The 19,860-nt window shown below is 58.8% G+C and carries 19 protein-coding genes; 10 read left to right on the forward strand and 9 right to left on the reverse strand.

The genetic code is table 11. The annotated features are described in order from the left end of the window. Positions 1-7: 7 nt before the first annotated feature. The 3 genes from sdhA to sdhC are packed head-to-tail and all read right to left on the reverse strand — an operon-like array spanning position 8 to position 2,520. Entirely contained in the window at positions 8-1,780 is a 1,773-nt protein-coding gene (sdhA, locus tag AC4PS6_RS05845; RefSeq protein ID WP_014717730.1) for a succinate dehydrogenase flavoprotein subunit, read from the reverse strand. A gap of 3 nt (positions 1,781-1,783) precedes the next feature. Further along, on the reverse strand, positions 1,784-2,152 hold the full coding sequence (sdhD, locus tag AC4PS6_RS05850; protein WP_003172805.1) for a succinate dehydrogenase, hydrophobic membrane anchor protein: 369 nt from the start codon (positions 2,150-2,152) through the stop codon (positions 1,784-1,786). After that, the gene (gene sdhC / locus AC4PS6_RS05855) at positions 2,146-2,520 is read right to left on the reverse strand and encodes a succinate dehydrogenase, cytochrome b556 subunit (RefSeq protein WP_014717729.1); all 375 of its coding nucleotides are present in this window, start codon (positions 2,518-2,520) and stop codon (positions 2,146-2,148) included. The genes sdhD and sdhC overlap by 7 nt, the downstream gene beginning before the upstream one ends. 365 nt (positions 2,521-2,885) lie before the next feature. Between sdhC and gltA the strand changes: the two genes are divergently transcribed. Further along, positions 2,886-4,175: a citrate synthase gene (gltA, locus tag AC4PS6_RS05860; RefSeq protein WP_014717728.1), complete on the forward strand. Its 1,290-nt coding sequence runs from the start codon at positions 2,886-2,888 to the stop codon at positions 4,173-4,175. Positions 4,176-4,401: 226 nt separating this feature from the next. Here the strand turns inward: gltA and AC4PS6_RS05865 are convergent, their stop codons facing one another. The 3 genes from AC4PS6_RS05865 to AC4PS6_RS05875 form a co-directional block, all read right to left on the reverse strand. Further along, positions 4,402-6,060 carry a cation acetate symporter gene (locus AC4PS6_RS05865; protein ID WP_014717727.1) on the reverse strand — a complete coding sequence of 553 codons (1,659 nt, stop codon included), beginning with the start codon at positions 6,058-6,060 and terminating at the stop codon, positions 4,402-4,404. Then, on the reverse strand, positions 6,057-6,368 hold the full coding sequence (locus AC4PS6_RS05870) for a DUF485 domain-containing protein (RefSeq protein WP_003190001.1): 312 nt from the start codon (positions 6,366-6,368) through the stop codon (positions 6,057-6,059). Before AC4PS6_RS05870 ends, AC4PS6_RS05865 begins: the two co-directional genes overlap by 4 nt. Positions 6,369-6,624: 256 nt before the next feature. Beyond that, positions 6,625-7,476 carry a glycine betaine ABC transporter substrate-binding protein gene (locus AC4PS6_RS05875; protein ID WP_336827076.1) on the reverse strand — a complete coding sequence of 284 codons (852 nt, stop codon included), beginning with the start codon at positions 7,474-7,476 and terminating at the stop codon, positions 6,625-6,627. A gap of 332 nt (positions 7,477-7,808) precedes the next feature. On the opposite strand from AC4PS6_RS05875, the gene AC4PS6_RS05880 reads away from it, so the two are divergent. Beyond that, positions 7,809-9,362, forward strand: coding sequence for a glycoside hydrolase family 17 protein (locus AC4PS6_RS05880; RefSeq protein ID WP_336827075.1), 1,554 nt, complete (start codon positions 7,809-7,811; stop codon positions 9,360-9,362). A 106-nt stretch (positions 9,363-9,468) separates the two neighbouring features. On the opposite strand, the gene AC4PS6_RS05885 is transcribed toward AC4PS6_RS05880, so the two are convergent. Continuing rightward, on the reverse strand, positions 9,469-9,837 hold the full coding sequence (locus tag AC4PS6_RS05885) for a hypothetical protein (RefSeq protein ID WP_014717724.1): 369 nt from the start codon (positions 9,835-9,837) through the stop codon (positions 9,469-9,471). Positions 9,838-10,070: 233 nt separating this feature from the next. Between AC4PS6_RS05885 and AC4PS6_RS05890 the strand changes: the two genes are divergently transcribed. The 3 genes from AC4PS6_RS05890 to AC4PS6_RS05900 all read left to right on the forward strand — a co-directional run bounded on the left by AC4PS6_RS05890 (position 10,071) and on the right by AC4PS6_RS05900 (position 12,896). Beyond that, complete coding sequence (locus AC4PS6_RS05890) at positions 10,071-11,369, forward strand: serine protein kinase PrkA (protein ID WP_003189995.1); 1,299 nt, start codon at positions 10,071-10,073, stop codon at positions 11,367-11,369. Then, positions 11,362-12,150, forward strand: a complete 789-nt coding sequence (locus tag AC4PS6_RS05895) for an MlaA family lipoprotein (RefSeq protein WP_014717723.1) — start codon at positions 11,362-11,364, stop codon at positions 12,148-12,150. The genes AC4PS6_RS05890 and AC4PS6_RS05895 overlap by 8 nt, the downstream gene beginning before the upstream one ends. A gap of 209 nt (positions 12,151-12,359) precedes the next feature. Further along, positions 12,360-12,896, forward strand: a complete 537-nt coding sequence (locus AC4PS6_RS05900; RefSeq protein WP_019820397.1) for a hypothetical protein — start codon at positions 12,360-12,362, stop codon at positions 12,894-12,896. Positions 12,897-12,966: 70 nt separating this feature from the next. On the opposite strand, the gene AC4PS6_RS05905 is transcribed toward AC4PS6_RS05900, so the two are convergent. Further along, positions 12,967-13,887: a DUF808 domain-containing protein gene (locus AC4PS6_RS05905; RefSeq protein WP_014717722.1), complete on the reverse strand. Its 921-nt coding sequence runs from the start codon at positions 13,885-13,887 to the stop codon at positions 12,967-12,969. Positions 13,888-14,021: 134 nt separating this feature from the next. Here AC4PS6_RS05905 and AC4PS6_RS05910 point away from each other — a divergent pair, with 134 nt between their 5' ends. Together AC4PS6_RS05910 and AC4PS6_RS05915 are read left to right on the forward strand one after the other, a co-directional pair. Beyond that, positions 14,022-14,627: a TetR/AcrR family transcriptional regulator gene (locus AC4PS6_RS05910; protein WP_014717721.1), complete on the forward strand. Its 606-nt coding sequence runs from the start codon at positions 14,022-14,024 to the stop codon at positions 14,625-14,627. A 203-nt stretch (positions 14,628-14,830) separates the two neighbouring features. Further along, positions 14,831-15,289, forward strand: coding sequence for an REP-associated tyrosine transposase (locus tag AC4PS6_RS05915; RefSeq protein ID WP_014717720.1), 459 nt, complete (start codon positions 14,831-14,833; stop codon positions 15,287-15,289). A gap of 131 nt (positions 15,290-15,420) precedes the next feature. Here the strand turns inward: AC4PS6_RS05915 and AC4PS6_RS05920 are convergent, their stop codons facing one another. Continuing rightward, a complete protein-coding gene (locus tag AC4PS6_RS05920; RefSeq protein ID WP_014717719.1) occupies positions 15,421-15,861 on the reverse strand; it encodes a GlcG/HbpS family heme-binding protein in 441 nt (146 codons plus the stop codon). 256 nt (positions 15,862-16,117) lie between these two features. On the opposite strand from AC4PS6_RS05920, the gene gcl reads away from it, so the two are divergent. From gcl to AC4PS6_RS05935, 3 genes are all read left to right on the forward strand, one after another. Continuing rightward, entirely contained in the window at positions 16,118-17,893 is a 1,776-nt protein-coding gene (gcl, locus tag AC4PS6_RS05925; protein WP_003189987.1) for a glyoxylate carboligase, read from the forward strand. 10 nt (positions 17,894-17,903) lie between these two features. Continuing rightward, on the forward strand, positions 17,904-18,686 hold the full coding sequence (gene hyi, locus AC4PS6_RS05930; protein ID WP_014717718.1) for a hydroxypyruvate isomerase: 783 nt from the start codon (positions 17,904-17,906) through the stop codon (positions 18,684-18,686). A gap of 128 nt (positions 18,687-18,814) precedes the next feature. Continuing rightward, on the forward strand, positions 18,815-19,705 hold the full coding sequence (locus AC4PS6_RS05935; RefSeq protein WP_019820390.1) for a 2-hydroxy-3-oxopropionate reductase: 891 nt from the start codon (positions 18,815-18,817) through the stop codon (positions 19,703-19,705). The last annotated feature ends 155 nt before the right edge of the window (positions 19,706-19,860 follow it).

Here is a 19,860-nt window from a genome sequence, read left to right on the forward strand (position 1 = left end):
GCCACCCTTAGTAAGTCCGAATCTTCGGTTCAAACGTCGGCACCGTCTTCGGCGAGAAGTTCACGGCACGCTTGGTTACGCGCTTGTCACCCGGGAAGTACAGGGTGTGGCACAACCAGTTTTCGTCGTCGCGATCTTCAAAGTCTTCACGAGCGTGAGCACCACGGGATTCTTTACGAACCTCGGCGGCGATCGCCGTCGCTTCAGCCACTTCCAGCAGGTTTTGCAGCTCAAGGGCTTCGATACGAGCAGTGTTGAACGCCTGGCTCTTATCGTTGATCTTGACGTTGGCGATGCGCTTGCGCAGGTCAGCCAACTGGGCGATGCCCTTCTGCATGTATTCGCCGGTACGGAACACACCGAAGTAGTTCTGCATGCAGCTTTGCAGCTCGCGACGCAGGGTTGCTACGTCTTCGCCATCCGTGCGCTCGTTCAGAGCGTTCAGACGCGCCAGGGCCGCTTCGATGTTGGCGTCGGTGGCGTCATCGTATTCGATGCCGTCAGTCAGCGCCTTCTCAAGATGCAGGCCGGCCGCACGGCCGAATACCACCAGGTCGAGCAGCGAGTTGCCGCCCAGGCGGTTGGCACCGTGAACCGATACGCAAGCCACTTCACCTACTGCGAACAGACCATGGATGATCTCGTCCTGGCCGTCGGCGTTCTGGGTGATTGCCTGGCCGTGAATGTTGGTCGGCACGCCGCCCATCATATAGTGGCAAGTTGGAACCACCGGAACCGGAGCAACTACCGGGTCAACGTGGGCGAAGGTCTTGGACAGCTCGCAGATACCAGGCAGGCGGCTGTGCAGCACTTCTTCACCCAGGTGATCGAGCTTGAGCAGTACGTGGTCGCCATTCGGGCCACAGCCGTTACCGGCGATGATCTCTTTAACCATCGAACGTGCCACAACGTCACGGCCAGCCAAGTCTTTGGCGTTCGGAGCATAACGCTCCATGAAACGCTCGCCGTGCTTGTTGATCAGGTAACCACCTTCACCACGGCAACCTTCGGTCACCAGTACACCGGCGCCGGCGATGCCGGTCGGGTGGAACTGCCACATTTCGATGTCTTGTACCGGTACGCCAGCACGCAGGGCCATGCCGACGCCGTCACCGGTGTTGATCAGGGCATTGGTGGTAGAAGCGTAGATACGACCTGCACCACCGGTCGCCAACACAGTCGCCTTGGCGCGGATGTAGGTGGTTTCACCGGTTTCGATGCAGATGGCGATCACACCGACGAACTCGCCCTTGCCGTTCTTCACCAGATCAACCGCGTAGTACTCGTTCAGGAACGTGGTACCGGCTTTCAGGTTGCCTTGGTAAAGGGTATGCAGCAGCGCGTGACCAGTACGGTCGGACGCAGCGCAGGTACGGGCAGCCTGGCCGCCTTTACCGTAATCCTTGGACTGGCCACCGAATGGACGCTGGTAGATACGGCCTTGCTCGGTACGGGAGAACGGCAGACCCATGTGGTCCAGCTCGAACACCGCGGCCGGGCCTTCCTGACACATGTATTCGATAGCGTCCTGGTCACCGATATAGTCGGAACCCTTGACGGTATCGTACATGTGCCAGCGCCAGTCATCGTTAGGGTCGGCGGAGGCGATGGCGCAGGTGATGCCACCCTGGGCCGATACGGTGTGGGAACGCGTCGGGAACACCTTGGTGATCACGGCCGTCTTGTGGCCGCCCTGGGCCAGCTGCAGCGCAGCGCGCATGCCAGCACCGCCGCCACCAATAATGATGGCGTCGAATGAAATAGTTGGAATGTTAGCCATGAATCAGATACCCCAAAGAATCTGCACACCCCAGACGAAGTAAGCGAACATCGCGACGCCGCATACTGCCTGGAAGAGGAAACGTACTGCAGTCGCGGACTTGCCCAGCGCCATCGGCGTCAGGTAGTCAGTCGCGATGGTCCACATGCCAACCCAGGCGTGAGCGCCCAGGGCTACAAGGGCCAGCAGACTGAAGATTCGCATCGCATTGTGGGAAAACAGGCCGTGCCATTGCTCATAGCCGATGCCCGGATTTGCGACGAGGTATCCGATCAGGAAAATGAAATAAGCCGCGAGAACGACCGCAGACACACGCTGTGCCATCCAGTCATAGAGGCCCGAACGCGACAGATTCGTTACGCTGGTTACCATATCCAAACTCCTGCCAGAACGATCAGCACCACGGAAATGGCGACGATGATTTTCGAGCCCAGGCGGCCGCCTTCCAGCGTCTCACCGATGCCCATGTCCATGATCAAGTGGCGCACACCGGCTACCAGGTGATACAGAAGAGAGGACAGGAGGCCCCATGCTACGAACTTGGCCAGCGGGCTGGTCAAGCATGCCTTCACCTCGGCGTATCCTTCCTCGGAACCCAGGGATTTGCTCAATGCATAAAGCATGATGCCCAAGCCCAGGAACAGGATGATGCCGGAAACACGGTGCAGGAACGACGTAACGCCGGTGATGGGGAGTTTGATGGTCCTTAGGTCTAGGTTTACAGGTCGTTGGCTATTCACGGCTTTTTTTCACACTGAAGAGCCCCTAACAATCAGGGCAAAGTTGTTGGGGAGTGCGACTGGTCAGGTAAGCACCACCCAGGGAGTGCGACCCCCAATGAAAGCAAGCCCAAAAGCCCTTGGCGGTCGGTGGCCGAGTATAGACAGTTAGGTTACTAATGACAACGCGCACACCTCACCCTAATAGCTGATTGCGCTGGCGGGATAAAAGGCGTAAATGGCAGTCAATTTCGACGAAAAAGTACGGTTAAAGCCTTCTGGCGCAAGACTTTAGGCAAATTGACATCTGGATTTATATCAATATAGTGGTGCGGGCCCTGCGTGGGGGGTCTGTCTGATGATTTGAAGCATAAATAGGAGGCCACATGGCTGACAAAAAAGCGCAGTTGATCATCGAGGGCGCAGCCCCCGTCGAGCTGCCCATTTTAACCGGCACCGTTGGTCCCGATGTTATCGACGTACGGGGCCTGACGGCCACGGGCCGTTTTACTTTCGACCCAGGCTTCATGTCGACCGCGTCCTGCGAGTCGAAGATCACCTATATCGATGGTGATAATGGCATTCTGCTTCATCGCGGCTACCCGATCGAGCAACTGGCTGAAAAGTCGGACTACCTGGAAACCTGCTACCTGCTGCTAAATGGCGAATTGCCAACAGCCGAGCAGAAAGCCCAGTTCGTCAGCACCGTGAAGAACCACACCATGGTTCACGAGCAGTTGAAGACCTTCTTCAACGGCTTCCGTCGCGACGCCCACCCGATGGCCGTCATGTGCGGTGTAGTAGGCGCCCTGTCGGCCTTCTATCACGACTCCCTGGACATCAATAACCCGCAGCATCGCGAAATTTCCGCGATCCGCCTGGTTGCCAAGATGCCTACCCTGGCCGCAATGGTTTACAAGTACTCCATGGGCCAACCCATGATGTACCCGCGCAACGACCTGACGTACGCGGAAAACTTCCTGCACATGATGTTCAACACCCCGTGCGAGATCAAACCGATCAGCCCGGTGCTCGCCAAGGCCATGGACCGGATCTTCATCCTCCACGCCGACCACGAGCAGAACGCTTCCACCTCTACCGTGCGCCTGGCGGGCTCTTCGGGTGCCAACCCGTTCGCCTGTATTGCCGCCGGCATCGCCGCACTGTGGGGCCCTGCCCACGGCGGTGCGAACGAAGCCGTATTGACCATGCTCGATGAAATCGGCGATGTGTCCAACATCGACACCTTCATCGCCAAGGCCAAGGACAAGAACGATCCGTTCAAGTTGATGGGCTTCGGTCACCGGGTCTACAAGAACCGCGACCCGCGCGCTACTGTCATGAAGCAGACCTGCGACGAAGTGTTGAAGGAACTGGGCATCAAGAACGATCCGCAACTCGAACTGGCCATGCGCCTGGAAGAGATCGCCCTGACCGACCCGTACTTCATCGAACGTTCTCTGTACCCGAACGTCGACTTCTACTCTGGGATCATCCTCAAGGCGATCGGCATTCCAACCAGCATGTTCACCGTGATCTTCGCCCTGGCGCGGACCGTGGGCTGGATCTCCCACTGGAAAGAAATGCTCTCCAGCCCGTACAAGATTGGCCGCCCGCGCCAGCTGTACACCGGCTACGAGTCGCGTGACATCACCAAGCTGGAAGACCGCAAGTAAGCATTCAACTGCTTAGCTGCATTGAGAACGGCCTCCCTTAGTGGAGGCCGTTTTTGTTGGTGTGGCCTGATCTACCGTCATCGCAGGCAAGCCAGCTCCCACATTGGACCGCATTCCAACAAAAGGACACGACCCAGTGGGAGCCGGGCTTGCCCGCGATGAGGCCAGCCCAGGCAAAAAAATACCCCGGCCTTGCGACCGGGGTATCTCTTATGCAACTGACGACTTAGTGATTAACCGCCCCACTCGCCCCAAGGCCAGTCTGCGAACGCACGAACTGCGGGAAGTACAGCGCACGCTCTTTCTCTGCCGCCGCCGACTTGTCGGTGATGGAGAAGAACCAGATGCCGACGAACGCAATGATCATCGAGAACAGCGCCGGGTACTCGTACGGGAAGATCGCCTTTTCATGGTGCAGGATCGACACCCAGATGGTCGGACCGAGGATCATCAGGCCCACGGCGCTGATCAAGCCCAGCCAGCCGCCAATCATGGCACCACGGGTGGTGAGGTTTTTCCAGTACATGGAAAGCAGCAGCACCGGGAAGTTACAGCTGGCGGCGATGGAGAACGCCAGGCCGACCATGAACGCGATGTTCTGGCTTTCGAACAGGATACCCAGGCCGATGGCCAATACACCCAAGGCTACGGTAGTGATCTTCGACACGCGAATCTCATCTTTCTCGTTGGCCTTGCCCTTCTTGATCACGCTGGCATACAGGTCATGGGACACCGCCGAAGCACCCGCCAGGGTCAAGCCGGCAACCACCGCCAGGATGGTGGCAAACGCCACGGCCGAGATGAAGCCCAGGAAGATACTGCCACCCACCGCGTTGGCCAGGTGCACCGCCGCCATGTTGTTACCGCCGAGCAAGGCGCCCGCTGCATCCTTGAACGCCGGGTTGGTGCTGACCAAAAGGATCGCGCCGAAGCCGATGATAAAGGTCAGGATATAGAAGTAGCCGATGAAGCCGGTTGCGTACAGCACGCTCTTACGCGCTTCCTTGGCGTCGCTTACCGTGAAAAAGCGCATCAGGATGTGCGGCAGGCCAGCGGTACCGAACATCAGTGCCAGGCCCAGGGAGAATGCCGAGATCGGGTCTTTCACCAGGCCGCCGGGGCTCATGATCGCCTCACCTTTGGGGTGAACCTTGATCGCCTCGGAGAACAGCATGTTGAAATCGAAGTTGACGTGCTTCATCACCATCAGCGCCATGAACGAGGCACCGGACAGCAACAGCACCGCCTTGATGATCTGCACCCAGGTGGTCGCCAACATGCCGCCGAACAGCACGTACAGGCACATCAGGATACCCACCAGGATCACCGCCACATGGTAATCAAGGCCAAACAGCAGCTGGATCAGCTTGCCCGCGCCAACCATCTGCGCGATCAGGTAGAACGCCACCACCACCAGCGAGCCACACGCCGACAGGCTGCGGATCTGGGTTTGCCCCAGGCGATAGGACGCCACGTCGGCAAAGGTGTATTTGCCCAGGTTACGCAAGCGCTCGGCGATCAGGAACAGAATGATCGGCCAGCCCACAAGGAAGCCGATCGAGTAGATCAAGCCGTCATAGCCGGAGGTGAACACCAGCGCGGAAATCCCCAGGAAGGACGCCGCCGACATGTAGTCACCGGCAATCGCCAGACCGTTCTGGAAACCGGTGATCTTGCCGCCCGCCGCATAGTAGTCCGCCGCCGACTTGTTGCGCTTGGACGCCCAATAAGTGATGCACAGGGTGGCGCCGACAAACGCGACGAACATCACAATGGCCGAGATGTTCAGCGGTTGCTTGTGCACTTCACCGGTCAATGCGTCCGCCGCCCAAACGGCCGGAGCCAAGAGCGAAGCACCGAATAGAGCCAATAGACGCCGGATCATTGCGCAGCCTCCTTGAGAATCGCATTGTTCAGGTCGTCAAATTCGCCGTTGGCCCGACGCACGTAGATGCCGGTGAGAATGAAGGCCGACACAATCAGCCCGACGCCCAGGGGGATGCCCCAGGTAATCGAGGAACCGGGGCTGATCTTGGCCCCCAGCACTTGTGGCCCGTAGGCGATCAACAGGATGAAAGCGGAGTAAAGCCCTAGCATGATCGCCGAAAGAATCCAGGCGAACCTTTCCCTTTTCCTGACCAGCTCCTTGAAACGCGGGCTGTTTTGAATCGAGAGGTAAATGCTGTCGTTCATTGTTTTTATCCTCGCAGCACAGCTTTTTATTATTTTGGAACGTATCCACTGTATGCGGCTGCGCAATGGGTTCCAGACGACCTTAGTAGTAGATCGAGTGTAGCGAGGGATTGCTGGGGCGCAGGAAGATTTGAGTCAGTGCAAAACGAATGTGGGAGGGGGCTTGCTCCCGAAAGCGGTGTGCCAGTCAAAAATCTGTGACTGGCACACCGCTTTCGGGAGCAAGCCCCCTCCCACAGGGTTGCATCGGTGGCTTTTATTTAGCGGTCCATTCGGCAACGCGCTCGGGGTGCTTGGCTACCCAGTCCTTGGCCGCGGCGTCCGGCTTGGCGCCTTCTTGAATCGCCAGCATGACTTCACCGATTTCATCCTTGGAGGCCCACTGGAATTTCTTCAGGAAGGCTGCGACTTCCGGCGCTTTCTTCTCCAGGCCCTTGCTGCCGATGCTGTTGACGGTTTCAGCAGCACCATAAATCCCTTTTGGGTCGTCCAGGAAACGCAGTTTCCACTTGGCGAACATCCAGTGCGGTACCCAACCGGTGACCGCAATCGACTCCTGCTTGTCTTCGGCGCGGGTCAGTTCGGCAATCATCGCCGCACCCGAGCTGGCTTGCAGTTTGTAGTCCAAGCCATATTGCTTGATGGCTTCGTCGGTCTTGAGCATTACGCCTGAACCGGCGTCGATGCCGACGATCTTGTTCTTGAAGGTGGTGTCGGTCTTGAGGTCTTCGATGGACTTGGCCTTGACGTACTCCGGCACGATCAGGCCGATCTTGGCGTCCTTGAAGTTGGGGCCGTAGTCGACCACCTTGTCCTTGTTCTTGGTCCAGTATTCCCCGTGGGTCACCGGCAGCCAGGCGGAGAGCATGGCATCGAGTTTGCCAGTGGCAACGCCCTGCCACATGATCCCGGTGGCAACCGCTTGCAGTTTTACGTCGTAGCCGAGTTTTTGCGTGATCACCTCTGCCGCCACATGAGTGGTGGCCACGCTGTCGGACCAGCCGTCCACGTAGCCGATGCTCAGGGTCTTGCTGTCGGCACTGGCCAGTGTGGAGCCCATCGCAACTACCAGAGTGGCAGCTGCGCCCAAGAGTCGTCGCATCTTCATAGTACTTCCCCGAAAGTGCTGCGCCCGACGGATGCCGAGCGACGTCAAACTGTTGTTATAGGGTGCACCGCGCCCCCTTCACGCGCATCGATCCGGTTGCTGAGGCATCAGTGGAGTACTGACAGTTTTATCTTCAACCTGCGTAGGCATTTGCCCTGCTCTGTCAGCGACCTTGGTTGAGCAGGAAACGACATCACATCGCCAGCAGGACGCTTTGTAGGCGTTATCGCCAGAATCCCGCCCGAAGTTTGCATGTCAAAATTATGCAGCCGCACTGGGCTGCGGCAAATCCGGGTAAGATGCGCGCCTTTGCTCCCCCAGATAAGCCGACCATGCCCGCGACTGCCCGCTTCCCTGCCCTGTCCTATTTCTTCGCCTTGATCCTCGGCGTGCTTGCCCTTGTCGGCTACTGGTACGGCCTCGGCCGGCCCGTGGTGTTGCCAGACGTCGCCAGCGCCAGCCATAAGCTGCAATGTGCGTCCTACACACCGTTCGACAAAGACCAGTCCCCATTCGACCAACCGTTCACGCTGCGCCCCGAGCGCATGGACGCCGACCTGGCGCTACTGGCTACGCGCTTTGAATGCATTCGCACCTATTCCATGACCGGCCTGGAGGCCCTGCCGGACATGGCGCGCAAGCATGGGTTGAAAGTGATGGCCGGGGCCTGGGTCAGCAGCGACCCTGTGGCGACCGAAAAAGAGATCAACGAGTTGATCGCGGCGGCCAACGCTAGCCCGGATGTAGTGACCTCGGTGATCGTCGGCAACGAAGCCCTGCTGCGCAAGGAAGTTACTGCCAAGCAACTGGTGGCGCTGATCCATCAGGTTAAAAGCCAGATCAAGCAGCCCGTCACCTATGCCGATGTCTGGGAGTTCTGGTTGCAACACCCGGAAATCGAGCCGGCGGTGGACTTCCTGACCATTCACCTGTTGCCGTATTGGGAAGATGAGCCGTCCGGCATCGACCAGGCGCTCAAGCACGTGGGCGATGTGCGCCAGACCTTCGGCCATAAATTCGCGCCCAAGGACATCGTGATCGGCGAAACCGGCTGGCCCAGCGAAGGCCGACAGCGCGAAACCGCCGTGCCCAGCCGGGTCAATGAGGCCAGGTTCATGCGCGGCTTCGTGGCCATGGCCGAAGCCAATGGCTGGCGCTACAACCTGATCGAAGCCTTTGACCAGCCATGGAAACGTGCGAGTGAAGGGGCTGTGGGTGGTTACTGGGGGCTGTTCGATGCAGACCGTCAGGACAAAGGTATCCTCGCCGGCCCGGTGACCAATGTGCCCTACTGGCGGCTGTGGCTGGGCGTCGGCGGGCTCATCCTGCTTGGCGCCCTGGTGCTCGGCGGCCGCGTTCGCAGCACTCGCTCTGCATTAATACTGCCGTTGCTAGGGGCCGTCGCAGCGTGCTCCATCGGCAGTTGGGCCGAACTGACCCGCGTTACCGCGCGCTTCAGCGATGAATGGGTATGGGCAGGCTTGCTGGTGATGTTGAACTTGCTGGTGCTGGCCCACGCCGCACTCGCCCTCAGCGCACGGGAAGGCTGGCGTGAGCGCGGGTTCAGCTGGCTGGAGCAACGCGCGGGCTGGCTGATGGCAATCGCCGGGTTTGCCGGTGCGGTGATGATGCTAGCGCTGGTGTTTGACCCGCGCTATCGCAGCTTCCCAAGCGCGGCGCTGGTGTTGCCGGCCCTGGTGTACCTGGTACGCCCGGTGACCGGACCACGTCGGGAGATTGCGTTGCTGGCCTTTATCATCGGTGCCGGCGTTGCGCCGCAGTTGTACCGTGAAGGGCTGTTGAACCAGCAGGCCTGGGGTTGGGCAGTGGTCAGCGTGCTGATGGTTGCGGCTTTGTGGCGTTGCTTGCGAGTGCGCAAGGCGTAACACCGCTATCGCAGGCAAGCCAGCTCCTACAGTTGATTGGGTTCACACATTTCTATCTGTGAGCACGGTCAAATGTGGGAGCTGGCTTGCCTGCGCTGAGGCCACATCAGGCGCCGCGCGGCTTCCTGACCAACCGCAACCCCGCAATCACCACCGCAAACACCGCAAACGTCGTGTTGTACAACGCCAGCGCCGGCAACCCGAACACCAAGCCCACCACCGCCAACGCCCATCCCGCACGCCCCGGTACAAAAAAGCCCAGCACCGAGGTGATCAACGCCGCCCACCCCAGCAGCTTGAAATGGATCATCAAACCCAGGTTCGAACGCACCTGGCATTCCCAGCGACTGGCCTCATCAGCACAGATGCCAACCCACTGCCCATCCTCCATGAAGCCGTAGCGTGCGGCATAACTGGCGGCCAGCCATAACGGCAAGGCAATAAGCAGCAGAATCAACGGCAAACGACGGGACATGGGGCACTCCGATAGGCAAAAACGGCGCCCAGCTTAATCCCACGGCGGCCGTTAGCAAGGTGTTCGCACAGATATCTGTTCAACAAAGCATGGCAAAGTGTATCGTCTCGCTACTATTACCCCGATTCCGACGTTTTTTCCGACTTTTCGTGCCGAGTGCTGGCACTTCGGTGACAAGGCGGTGGTCATAGCCTGCGAACTTCATTCAGCCCGTTCCTCTTAGGGATTAAGTCATGCTCCGTTCCTTGCGCTGTGCTGCCTTGCTGGGCAGCCTATTTTTGAGTGCGTCAGCACTGGCCGTCGATATCGACCAAGCCAGCTATGGCTACCCTTTGACCAACCCGTTCGAAGCAACCATCGCCACCACGCCTCCCGATCTGCGGCCAACCCTGCCGACAGATGACGAGATCAACCAGTCCGACTACACCCTGACGATGCGCCCCGAGCGCGAGTTCAGCCTGCCGGACAATTTCTGGGCGGTGAAGAAACTCACTTACCGCATTGCCAAGCAGGACCGTGCTGCGCCTTTGATCTTCCTGATCGCCGGCACCGGTGCACGCTTTGATAGCAGCATCAATGAATACCTGAAAAAGCTGTATTACCAGGCCGGCTACCATGTGGTGCAGCTCTCCTCGCCAACCAGCTTCGATTTCATCAGCGCCGCTTCGCGCTTCGCCACCCCGGGCATCACCCAGGAAGACGCCGAAGACATGTACCGCGTGATGCAAGCCGTACGCGCGCAGAACGCCTCGTTGCCAGTGACTGATTTCTACCTCACCGGTTACAGCCTGGGCGCCCTGGATGCGGCGTTTGTCAGCAAGCTGGATGAGACCCGCCGTAGCTTCAACTTCAAGAAAGTGCTGCTGCTCAACCCGCCGGTCAACCTCTACACCTCGATCACCAACCTCGACAAGCTGGTACAGACCGAGGTCAAGGGCATCAACAACAGCACCACCTTCTATGAGTTGGTGCTGAGCAAACTGACGCGTTACTTCCAGCAGAAAGGCTACATCGACCTCAACGATGCCTTGCTCTATGACTTCCAGCAGTCCAAGCAGCACCTGAGCAATGAACAGATGGCCATGCTGATCGGCACCTCGTTCCGCTTCTCGGCCGCTGACATTGCGTTCACTTCGGACTTGATCAACCGCCGCGGCCTGATCATTCCACCCAAATACCCGATCACCGAAGGCACCAGCCTCACGCCGTTCCTCAAGCGTGCCCTGCAGTGTGACTTCGACTGCTACCTCACCGAACAAGTGATCCCGATGTGGCGCGCGCGTTCCGATGGCGGCAGCCTGCTGCAACTGATCGATCAGGTCAGCCTGTACGCCCTCAAGGACTACCTGCGCGACAGCCCGAAAATTGCCGTGATGCATAACGCCGACGATGTAATCCTCGGCCCTGGCGACCTGGGCTTCCTGCGTAAAACCTTCGGCGATCGCTTGACCGTCTACCCGCTGGGCGGCCATTGCGGCAACCTCAATTACCGCGTCAACGCCGACGCCATGCTGGAGTTCTTCCGTGGCTAAATATCTTCTGCTGCTCGCCGCACTGATGTGCGCAGGCGTGGCCAATGCCGACAACAGCAAGGCCCAAGAACCCGTCAAGGTCGATGCCGACGGCTTCAAGGAGCCGCTGACCAAGCTCAAGTTCAACCCAGGCTTGGACCAGCGTGAGTTCGAACGCTCCACGCTCACCGCGCTTAACGTCTACGACCCACTGGAGTCGTGGAACCGCCGCGTGTACCACTTCAACTATCGCTTCGACCAGTGGGTATTCCTGCCGGTAGTAAACGGTTACCGCTACGTCACGCCGAGCTTCCTGCGCACCGGCGTGAGCAACTTCTTCAACAATCTGGGCGATGTGCCCAACTTGATGAACAGCTTGTTGCAGCTCAAGGGCCACCGCTCGCTGGAAACCACCGGGCGCCTGCTGGTCAATACCACCATTGGCATCGCCGGCCTGTGGGACCCGGCTACCGCCATGGGCCTGCCGCGCCAGAGCGAAGACTTCGGCCAGACTCTGGGCTTCTACGGCGTACCGGGCGGCGCCTATGTGGTGTTGCCGATCTTTGGCCCGTCGAACCTGCGTGACACCACCGGCTTGCTGGTGGACTACAGCGCCGAATCGCAGATCAACTTCCTCAACGTATCCGAAGTCAGCTCCAACCATCCGGAAGTCTGGGCCCTGCGCGCCGTGGACAAGCGCTACCAGACCAGCTTCCGCTACGGCCAGATGAACTCGCCGTTCGAGTATGAGAAGGTGCGGTATATCTATACGGAATCGCGCAAATTGCAGATTGCCGAGTAAACGTCATTGACCAAAGCCAAGGTCATCGCAATGGCCTTGGCCTCAATCCTGTAAACGCCATCTATCGTCACACTTTGAGCCACTGATCACCGCCAGACGGCGAAAACAGTGGAACCTCTTGAATGAAAGTTTACACACAGGTACTGACCCGGCGGCTCACCCAAGGCCGCCGAGGTATTCCTGATTAAACTTCTTCAAAAGGACACATCATGTTCATTCCGAACACCTTGAATTTGGCGGCTGGCTCGATAGACGCCATTGCACAACAGTTTGGTATGCCGAAGCTGCAAGCCCCAACCGAAAACACCGGCCGGGCAGCTGGCGATTATCGGACCGTAGACGAAATCACCAAAAACCCCTTGTTCGACAATCTGCTTACACCATTGCCCGCCGATAAAATGCCGACGTCCGCTCACCTGGATCCATTCACGAATCCCTATGCAGCGCGGCTTGAAGAACACAGGATCGACGATTTCTACGATAAGGTTGGAGGCAATTGGAACGATCCCAGCCTCAGCGACAGTGAGCGCGCTGATATCGCCGCGAATGCGGAGCGAGTGCTTGAATATATCGATAGCCTAGGAGGAAACAATTCGACAGTGGGCGACCAAATGATTAACGGGATGAGCAGCGCCTTGCCTCGCTTGTACTATAACAGGCTGACCACTGAGCATCTGACGACCGAGGGTTCCGAGGCAAGGCTTCTACTGAACTTTGCCGATCACGGTTACGATGTCTTTCATTAAGTGAAGCGCTGTTAGCTGAAAAACAAGCAGCGCCGCCTGGCACTGCTTGTTTTGAGAAAGCATGGGCACGTTATGGTTTGGATTTTAAAACAACCCAGAGCTTGGTCACTAAGGTGAGCAATACCAGAACCACCCCACCGGCAATAATCCCCGCCACCGCATTCAGCAACGTCGGCATCAGCCACGCCAGCGCCCCTGTGCTTTGGCTCACCGTCTCGATCCAGTGGTGCACCACGGGCACGCCATGGGTGAGAATGCCACCACCGACCATAAACATCGCCGCCGTGCCGATCACCGACAAGCTCTTCATCATGTACGGCGCCGCACTCAGAATCGCGCCGCCAATACTGCGTGCCACCTGGCCCGGCTTCTGCGTCAGCCACAGCCCCAGGTCGTCGAGCTTGACAATACCAGCCACCAATCCATATACGCCGATGGTCATGACAATGGCGATACCCGACAGCACAATCACCTGCTGTGTGAGCTGCGCGTCGGCGACAATGCCGAGGGTAATGGCAATGATTTCGGCGGACAGAATGAAGTCGGTGCGGATGGCACCCTTGATCTTGTCTTTCTCGAACGCCACCAGATCGGTTGCCGGATCGGCCACCGCTTCAGCCAACTGTGCGTGTTCGGCTTGATCTTCAGCCTTGCTGTGCAGGAATTTGTGCGCGAGTTTTTCGAAGCCCTCGAAACACAGATAGGCACCGCCAAGCATCAACAGTGGTATCACCGCCCACGGAGCAAAGGCGCTGATCAACAGGGCCGTCGGCACCAGGATCAACTTGTTGATGAACGAACCCTTGGCCACCGCCCACACCACGGGAATTTCCCGCTCGGCCCGCACGCCGGAGACCTGCTGGGCGTTCAGTGCAAGGTCATCGCCCAGCACGCCCGATGTCTTCTTGGCGGCCATTTTTGTCATCAGCGCGACGTCATCGAGTACCGCCGCGATATCGTCGATCAACACCAACAAGCTGCTTCCTGCCATGAACCGAACTTCCGTTAGAGAGAGATGGCGCGAGCATAGCGCGGCGCAAGGCGTTGCGGGCAGATTGTTGAGGCTTGCGGATGGCCGGTGCTACCATGCGCAACCGCCTGTCATGGCAAGGAAACGTCTGGTTTATGAGCAGCATTCGCGAGCGCAACAAAGAAAAAATCCTGCGGGCGGCGAGCGAGGAGTTTGCCGACAAGGGCTTCGCCGCGACCAAAACCAGCGACATCGCCGCCAAGGCCGGGCTGCCCAAGCCCAACGTCTATTACTACTTCAAATCCAAGGACAACCTTTACCGCGAGGTGCTCGAAAGCATTATCGAGCCGATCCTGGCCGCCTCCACGCCGTTCAACCCCGAAGGCGAGCCCAAGGAAGTATTGAGCAACTACATCCGCTCCAAAATCCGCATCTCCCGCGACCTGCCGTTTGCCTCCAAGGTGTTCGCCAGCGAAATCATGCACGGCGCCCCACACCTGAGCACCGACCAGGTTGAACAGCTCAATGCCCAGGCCAAGCACAATATCGACTGCATCCAGAGCTGGGTTGACCGTGGCCTGATCGCAGCAATTGACCCCAACCACTTGATGTTCAGCATCTGGGCAGCCACCCAGACCTATGCCGATTTCGACTGGCAGATCTCGGCGGTAACCGGCAAGGCCAAGCTGGATGAGGCCGATTATGAGGCGGCGGCGCAGACGATCATTCGGTTGGTGCTCAAGGGGTGTGAGCCGGATTGATAGACCGCGCAGAGGCTATCGCAGGCAAGCCAGCTCCCACACGGATTTGCGCGGGACACAAAATGTAAATTGGTCATAATCCCCTGTGGGAGCGGGCTTGCCCGCGATAGCGCCCATCCAGACACATCCTGCTAAAAGCCTGCCGATCAGCCTTCGCCCCTCAGTCTAGCCTCTCAGAACACCATCTGAAGAGAGGCCAAGGAATGCCTGATCTACCTGCTTCAAAACGCCTGCGCATCGGCCGCTATAACGAATCCAACCGCATTTACCTGCTCACCACCAACACCCTTGAACGTGAGCCCATCTTCAGCGACTTCAGACTTGGCCGTCTGGTCGTACACCAATTCAGAATCGTTCAATATAAAGGGCTCGCAACCTCATTGGCCTGGGTAGTAATGCCTGATCATTTCCATTGGCTTGTTGCTCTGGAGAAAGGTTCGCTTGCCGACTTGATGCGACAAGTGAAGTCCAAGAGCACCCGAATTGTGAATGCGGTGGCTGGCCGCCAAGGTCGCCTCTGGCAGCCGGGCTTTCATGATCATGCCGTGCGTCGAGAGGAAAGCCTTGAGGGGATTGCACGCTACATCGTAGCTAATCCACTCAGGGCTGGGCTGGTAAAGAAGTTTGGCGACTATCCGCTGTGGGATGCTATTTGGGTTTGACTGTAGACCGAGTCGACTGCATCGCAGGCAAGCCAGCTCCCACACTGATTGGATTCACACAGTTGGATTTGTGAACACCGCCAATGTGGGAGCTGGCTTGCCTGCGATAGCTTACTCACAGTCAGAACGATTCAAGCCGACACCCCCGCATCCGCCATCAACCCCACCCCCTCTATCGCCGTGATCGCACACTGCTCGTCAATATCGGACGTGTCCCCGCTGATCCCAATTGCGCCGAGCACCATGCCGCTCTGATCCCGAATCAACACCCCACCCGGTGCCGGCACGACGCTGCCGTGACCCAGACTGTTCAACGCCGCGATAAACGCCGGGCGCTGTTGGGCGTCCAGTGCCAGCAAACGTGAACCCTTGCCCAGGGCAATGGCGCCCCAGGCTTTGCCGATGGCTATTTGCGGGCGTAGCAGGCTGGCGCCGTCTTCGCGTTGCAGGGTGACCAGATGGCCGCCGCTGTCGAGCACGGCGATGGTCAGTGGCGCAGCCGAAATGGTGCGGCCTGCAGTAAGGGCCTGGGTGGCCAGTTGGGTGGCGAGTTTCAAGGTTAAAGCGCTCATAGGTGCCGTCCTTATCTTGTTATGGGTAACGCGGTGAGGTCTGTTTGATCAGATGCTCGATGACACAAATAGAACACAATGATATTTGTTTTTGTATACAATATTTTCCAACAAAGGCTCCATACGTCGAAAAAAGCGCTTCCGACGAACGCAAAGGTCAGTTTACGAAAGGCATTGACCAACGCCGCTCGCCGTGAATACACTTTGGACAGACACCACTTGTATACAATTACAAAACGCAAGAGGCACCAAAACCATGAGCAAAATGAGAGCAATCGAAGCCGCCGTCCTGGTGATGCGCCGTGAAGGTGTGGATACCGCCTTCGGTATCCCAGGCGCCGCGATCAACCCGCTGTATTCGGCCTTGCAGAAGGTGGGTGGCATCGATCACGTCCTTGCTCGCCACGTTGAAGGCGCCTCGCACATGGCCGAGGGCTACACCCGCACCAAGGCCGGCAATATCGGCGTGTGCATCGGCACATCGGGCCCGGCGGGTACCGACATGGTCACCGGCCTGTATAGCGCCTCGGCCGACTCGATCCCGATCCTGTGCATTACCGGCCAAGCCCCCCGCGCCCGGATGCACAAGGAAGACTTCCAGGCCGTGGACATCACCAGCATCGTCAAGCCAGTGACCAAGTGGGCAACCACGGTGCTGGAACCCGGCCAAGTGCCTTACGCGTTCCAGAAAGCCTTCTATGAAATGCGCTCCGGCCGCCCTGGCCCGGTGTTGATCGACCTGCCGTTCGACGTACAGATGGCCGAGATCGAATTCGACATCGACGCCTACCAGCCGCTGCCTCTAGCCAAGCCGCTGGCGACCCGTGTGCAAGTGGAAAAAGCCCTGGCTCTGCTCGACGCAGCCGAACGCCCATTGCTGGTGAGCGGTGGCGGCGTGATCAACGCCGACGCCAGCGAGTTGCTGGTGGAGTTCGCTGAGCTGACCGGCATCCCGGTGATCCCGACCCTGATGGGCTGGGGCACTATCCCGGACGACCATCCGCTGATGGTGGGCATGGTCGGCCTGCAAACCTCGCACCGCTACGGCAACGCGACGATGCTCAAGTCGGACGTGGTGCTGGGCATCGGCAACCGCTGGGCCAACCGTCACACCGGTTCGGTCGAGGTGTACACCGAGGGCCGTAAATTCATTCACGTCGACATCGAACCGACCCAGATTGGCCGCGTGTTCACGCCGGACCTGGGCATCGTTTCTGACGCCGGCTCCGCGCTGACGATGTTCATTGAAGTGGCCCGCGAGTGGAAAGCCGCCGGCAAGCTCAAGGACCGCAGTGCCTGGTTGCATGACTGCCAACAGCGCAAGGCCACCCTGCACCGCAAGACTCACTTCGACAATGTGCCGGTCAAGCCGCAACGCGTGTACGAAGAGATGAACCAGGTGTTCGGAAAAGACACCTGCTACGTCAGCACCATCGGCCTGTCGCAGATTGCCGGCGCGCAATTCTTGCATGTGTACAAGCCACGCCACTGGATCAACTGCGGGCAGGCCGGCCCATTGGGCTGGACCATTCCCGCAGCGCTGGGCGTGGTCAAGGCCGACCCGAGCCGCAAAGTGGTGGCCTTGTCGGGCGACTATGACTTCCAGTTCATGATCGAAGAACTGGCGGTGGGCGCGCAGTTCAAGCTGCCGTACATCCATGTGGTAGTGAACAACTCTTACCTGGGCCTGATCCGTCAGGCCCAGCGTGGGTTCGAGATGGACTACTGCGTGCAGCTGTCCTTCGACAACCTCAACGCCCCCGAACTCAACGGCTATGGCGTCGACCATGTGGCGGTTGCAGAGGGCTTGGGCTGCAAGGCTCTGCGTGTGTTCGAGCCAGGCCAGATCCAACCGGCCTTGCGCCGGGCCCAAGAGATGATCGAAGAATTCAAGGTGCCCGTGATCGTTGAGATTATTCTGGAACGGGTGACCAATATTTCCATGGGCACCGAGATCAACGCTGTCAATGAATTCGAAGACCTGGCCCTGGTCGGCAACGATGCGCCGACTGCCATTTCCCTGCTCGATTAAGGAGAACCCTATGCCGCGCTTTGCTGCCAACCTGTCCATGTTGTTTACCGAACAGGATTTCCTTGCCCGCTTCAAAGCGGCTGCCGATGCCGGTTTCCAGGGCGTGGAGTACCTGTTCCCGTATGAATTCAGCTCTGCCGATATCAAGGCGCAGCTGGACGCCAACGGCCTGACCCAGGTGCTGTTCAACCTGCCAGCCGGTGACTGGGCCAAGGGCGAGCGCGGCCTGGCTTGCCACCCGGACCGGGTCGAGGAGTTCCGTGCCGGGGTCAAACTGGCAATCGCCTATGCCCAGGTCTTGGGCAACACCCAGGTCAACTGCCTGGCGGGTATCCGGCCACAAGGCGTTGATGACGAGACCGTAGAAAAGACCTTCGTCGCCAACCTCAAGTACGCCGCCGAGAAGCTGCAGGCGGCGGGTATCAAGCTGGTGATGGAGATGATCAACACCCGCGACATTCCGGGCTTCTACCTCAACAACACGGCGCAGGCCCTGTCGATTCGCGAGCAAGTGGGCAGCGCCAACCTGTTCCTGCAATACGACATCTACCACATGCAAATCATGGAAGGCGACCTGGCGCGGACCATGGCGGCGCACCTGGGCGAGATCAACCACATTCAACTGGCGGACAACCCAGGGCGCAACGAGCCAGGTACCGGTGAGATCAACTACCGCTTCCTGTTCGAGCATCTGGACCGCATTGGTTACGCGGGTTGGGTCGGCTGTGAGTACAAGCCGTTGACCACTACCGAGGCGGGTTTGGGCTGGCTCAAAACCCATAACGCCATCTGACAACTGACACAACACAAAACACTGTGGGAGCTGGCTTGCCAGCGATGCGGACACCTCGCTGTATCAGGCATACCCAGGTGATGCCATCGCAGGCAAGCCAGCTCCCACATTAAACGAGGATTTTGATCATGGCTAAAATCGGATTCATCGGCACCGGCATCATGGGCCAACCCATGGCCGCCAACCTGCAGAAAGCAGGCCATCAACTGTTTCTCTCCGAACATCACGGCAAGGCTCCGGCTGAACTGATCAGCGCCGGCGCCGTGGCGCTGGCCAACCCGCAACAAGTGGCCCAGGAAGCCGAGTTCATCATCGTCATGGTGCCCGACACCCCTCAAGTCGATGACGTGCTGTTTCGCGCCGACGGCGTGGCTGCGGGCCTGTCACCGAACAAGGTGGTGATCGACATGAGCTCGATCTCCCCTACTGCGACCAAAGCATTCGCCGCCAAGGTCAACCAGGCCGGCGCGCAGTACCTGGACGCACCGGTGTCCGGTGGTGAAGTCGGTGCCAAGGCCGGCACCTTGAGCATCATGGTCGGCGGCGAACCGCAGACGTTCGAACGCGCGTTGCCGCTGTTCCAGAGCATGGGCAAAAACATCACCCTGGTAGGCGGCAATGGCGATGGCCAGACCGCCAAGGTGGCCAACCAGATCATCGTCGCGCTGAACATCCAGGCGGTGGCCGAAGCGTTGTTGTTCGCCTCCAAAAACGGCGCCGACCCGGCCAAAGTGCGTGAAGCGCTGATGGGTGGCTTTGCATCGTCGAAGATCCTGGAAGTGCACGGCGAGCGCATGATCAAGGGCACCTTCGATCCGGGTTTCCGCATCAACCTGCACCAGAAGGACCTGAACCTGGCGCTGGCTGGTGCCAAGGAACTGGGGATCAACCTGCCGAACACCGCCGGCACCCAGCAAGTGTTCAGCACCTGCACGGCAATTGGCGGCGGCAACTGGGACCACTCGGCGCTGATCAAGGGCCTGGAGCATATGGCGAACTTCTCGATTCGCGAAAAATAACCCAGCTTGAAATGCACTCCAGTGTGGGAGCTGGCTTGCCTGCGATAGCGGTCTCTGAGTGACAGATCAGGTGCCTGCCCCACCGCTATCGCAGGCAAGCCAGCTCCCACCTTTGAATGTGCTGCACCTCTAATAACAAGAATCCCCCGGGAGCC

The sequence above is a fragment of the Pseudomonas sp. DW-iso17 genome, from assembly GCF_058725345.1.

Coding starts and splice junctions, on each gene's coding strand:
- AC4PS6_RS05880 (WP_336827075.1), top strand. CDS start 7,809: ATGCCCGCGACTGCCCGCTTCCCTGCCCTGTCCTATTTCTTCGCCTTG.
- sdhD (WP_003172805.1), bottom strand. CDS start 2,152: ATGGTAACCAGCGTAACGAATCTGTCGCGTTCGGGCCTCTATGACTGG.
- AC4PS6_RS05920 (WP_014717719.1), bottom strand. CDS start 15,861: ATGAGCGCTTTAACCTTGAAACTCGCCACCCAACTGGCCACCCAGGCC.
- AC4PS6_RS05910 (WP_014717721.1), top strand. CDS start 14,022: ATGAGCAGCATTCGCGAGCGCAACAAAGAAAAAATCCTGCGGGCGGCG.
- AC4PS6_RS05865 (WP_014717727.1), bottom strand. CDS start 6,060: ATGATCCGGCGTCTATTGGCTCTATTCGGTGCTTCGCTCTTGGCTCCG.
- AC4PS6_RS05905 (WP_014717722.1), bottom strand. CDS start 13,887: ATGGCAGGAAGCAGCTTGTTGGTGTTGATCGACGATATCGCGGCGGTA.
- gltA (WP_014717728.1), top strand. CDS start 2,886: ATGGCTGACAAAAAAGCGCAGTTGATCATCGAGGGCGCAGCCCCCGTC.
- AC4PS6_RS05915 (WP_014717720.1), top strand. CDS start 14,831: ATGCCTGATCTACCTGCTTCAAAACGCCTGCGCATCGGCCGCTATAAC.
- AC4PS6_RS05900 (WP_019820397.1), top strand. CDS start 12,360: ATGTTCATTCCGAACACCTTGAATTTGGCGGCTGGCTCGATAGACGCC.
- AC4PS6_RS05935 (WP_019820390.1), top strand. CDS start 18,815: ATGGCTAAAATCGGATTCATCGGCACCGGCATCATGGGCCAACCCATG.
- AC4PS6_RS05870 (WP_003190001.1), bottom strand. CDS start 6,368: ATGAACGACAGCATTTACCTCTCGATTCAAAACAGCCCGCGTTTCAAG.
- gcl (WP_003189987.1), top strand. CDS start 16,118: ATGAGCAAAATGAGAGCAATCGAAGCCGCCGTCCTGGTGATGCGCCGT.
- sdhA (WP_014717730.1), bottom strand. CDS start 1,780: ATGGCTAACATTCCAACTATTTCATTCGACGCCATCATTATTGGTGGC.
- AC4PS6_RS05890 (WP_003189995.1), top strand. CDS start 10,071: ATGCTCCGTTCCTTGCGCTGTGCTGCCTTGCTGGGCAGCCTATTTTTG.
- hyi (WP_014717718.1), top strand. CDS start 17,904: ATGCCGCGCTTTGCTGCCAACCTGTCCATGTTGTTTACCGAACAGGAT.
- AC4PS6_RS05885 (WP_014717724.1), bottom strand. CDS start 9,837: ATGTCCCGTCGTTTGCCGTTGATTCTGCTGCTTATTGCCTTGCCGTTA.
- AC4PS6_RS05875 (WP_336827076.1), bottom strand. CDS start 7,476: ATGAAGATGCGACGACTCTTGGGCGCAGCTGCCACTCTGGTAGTTGCG.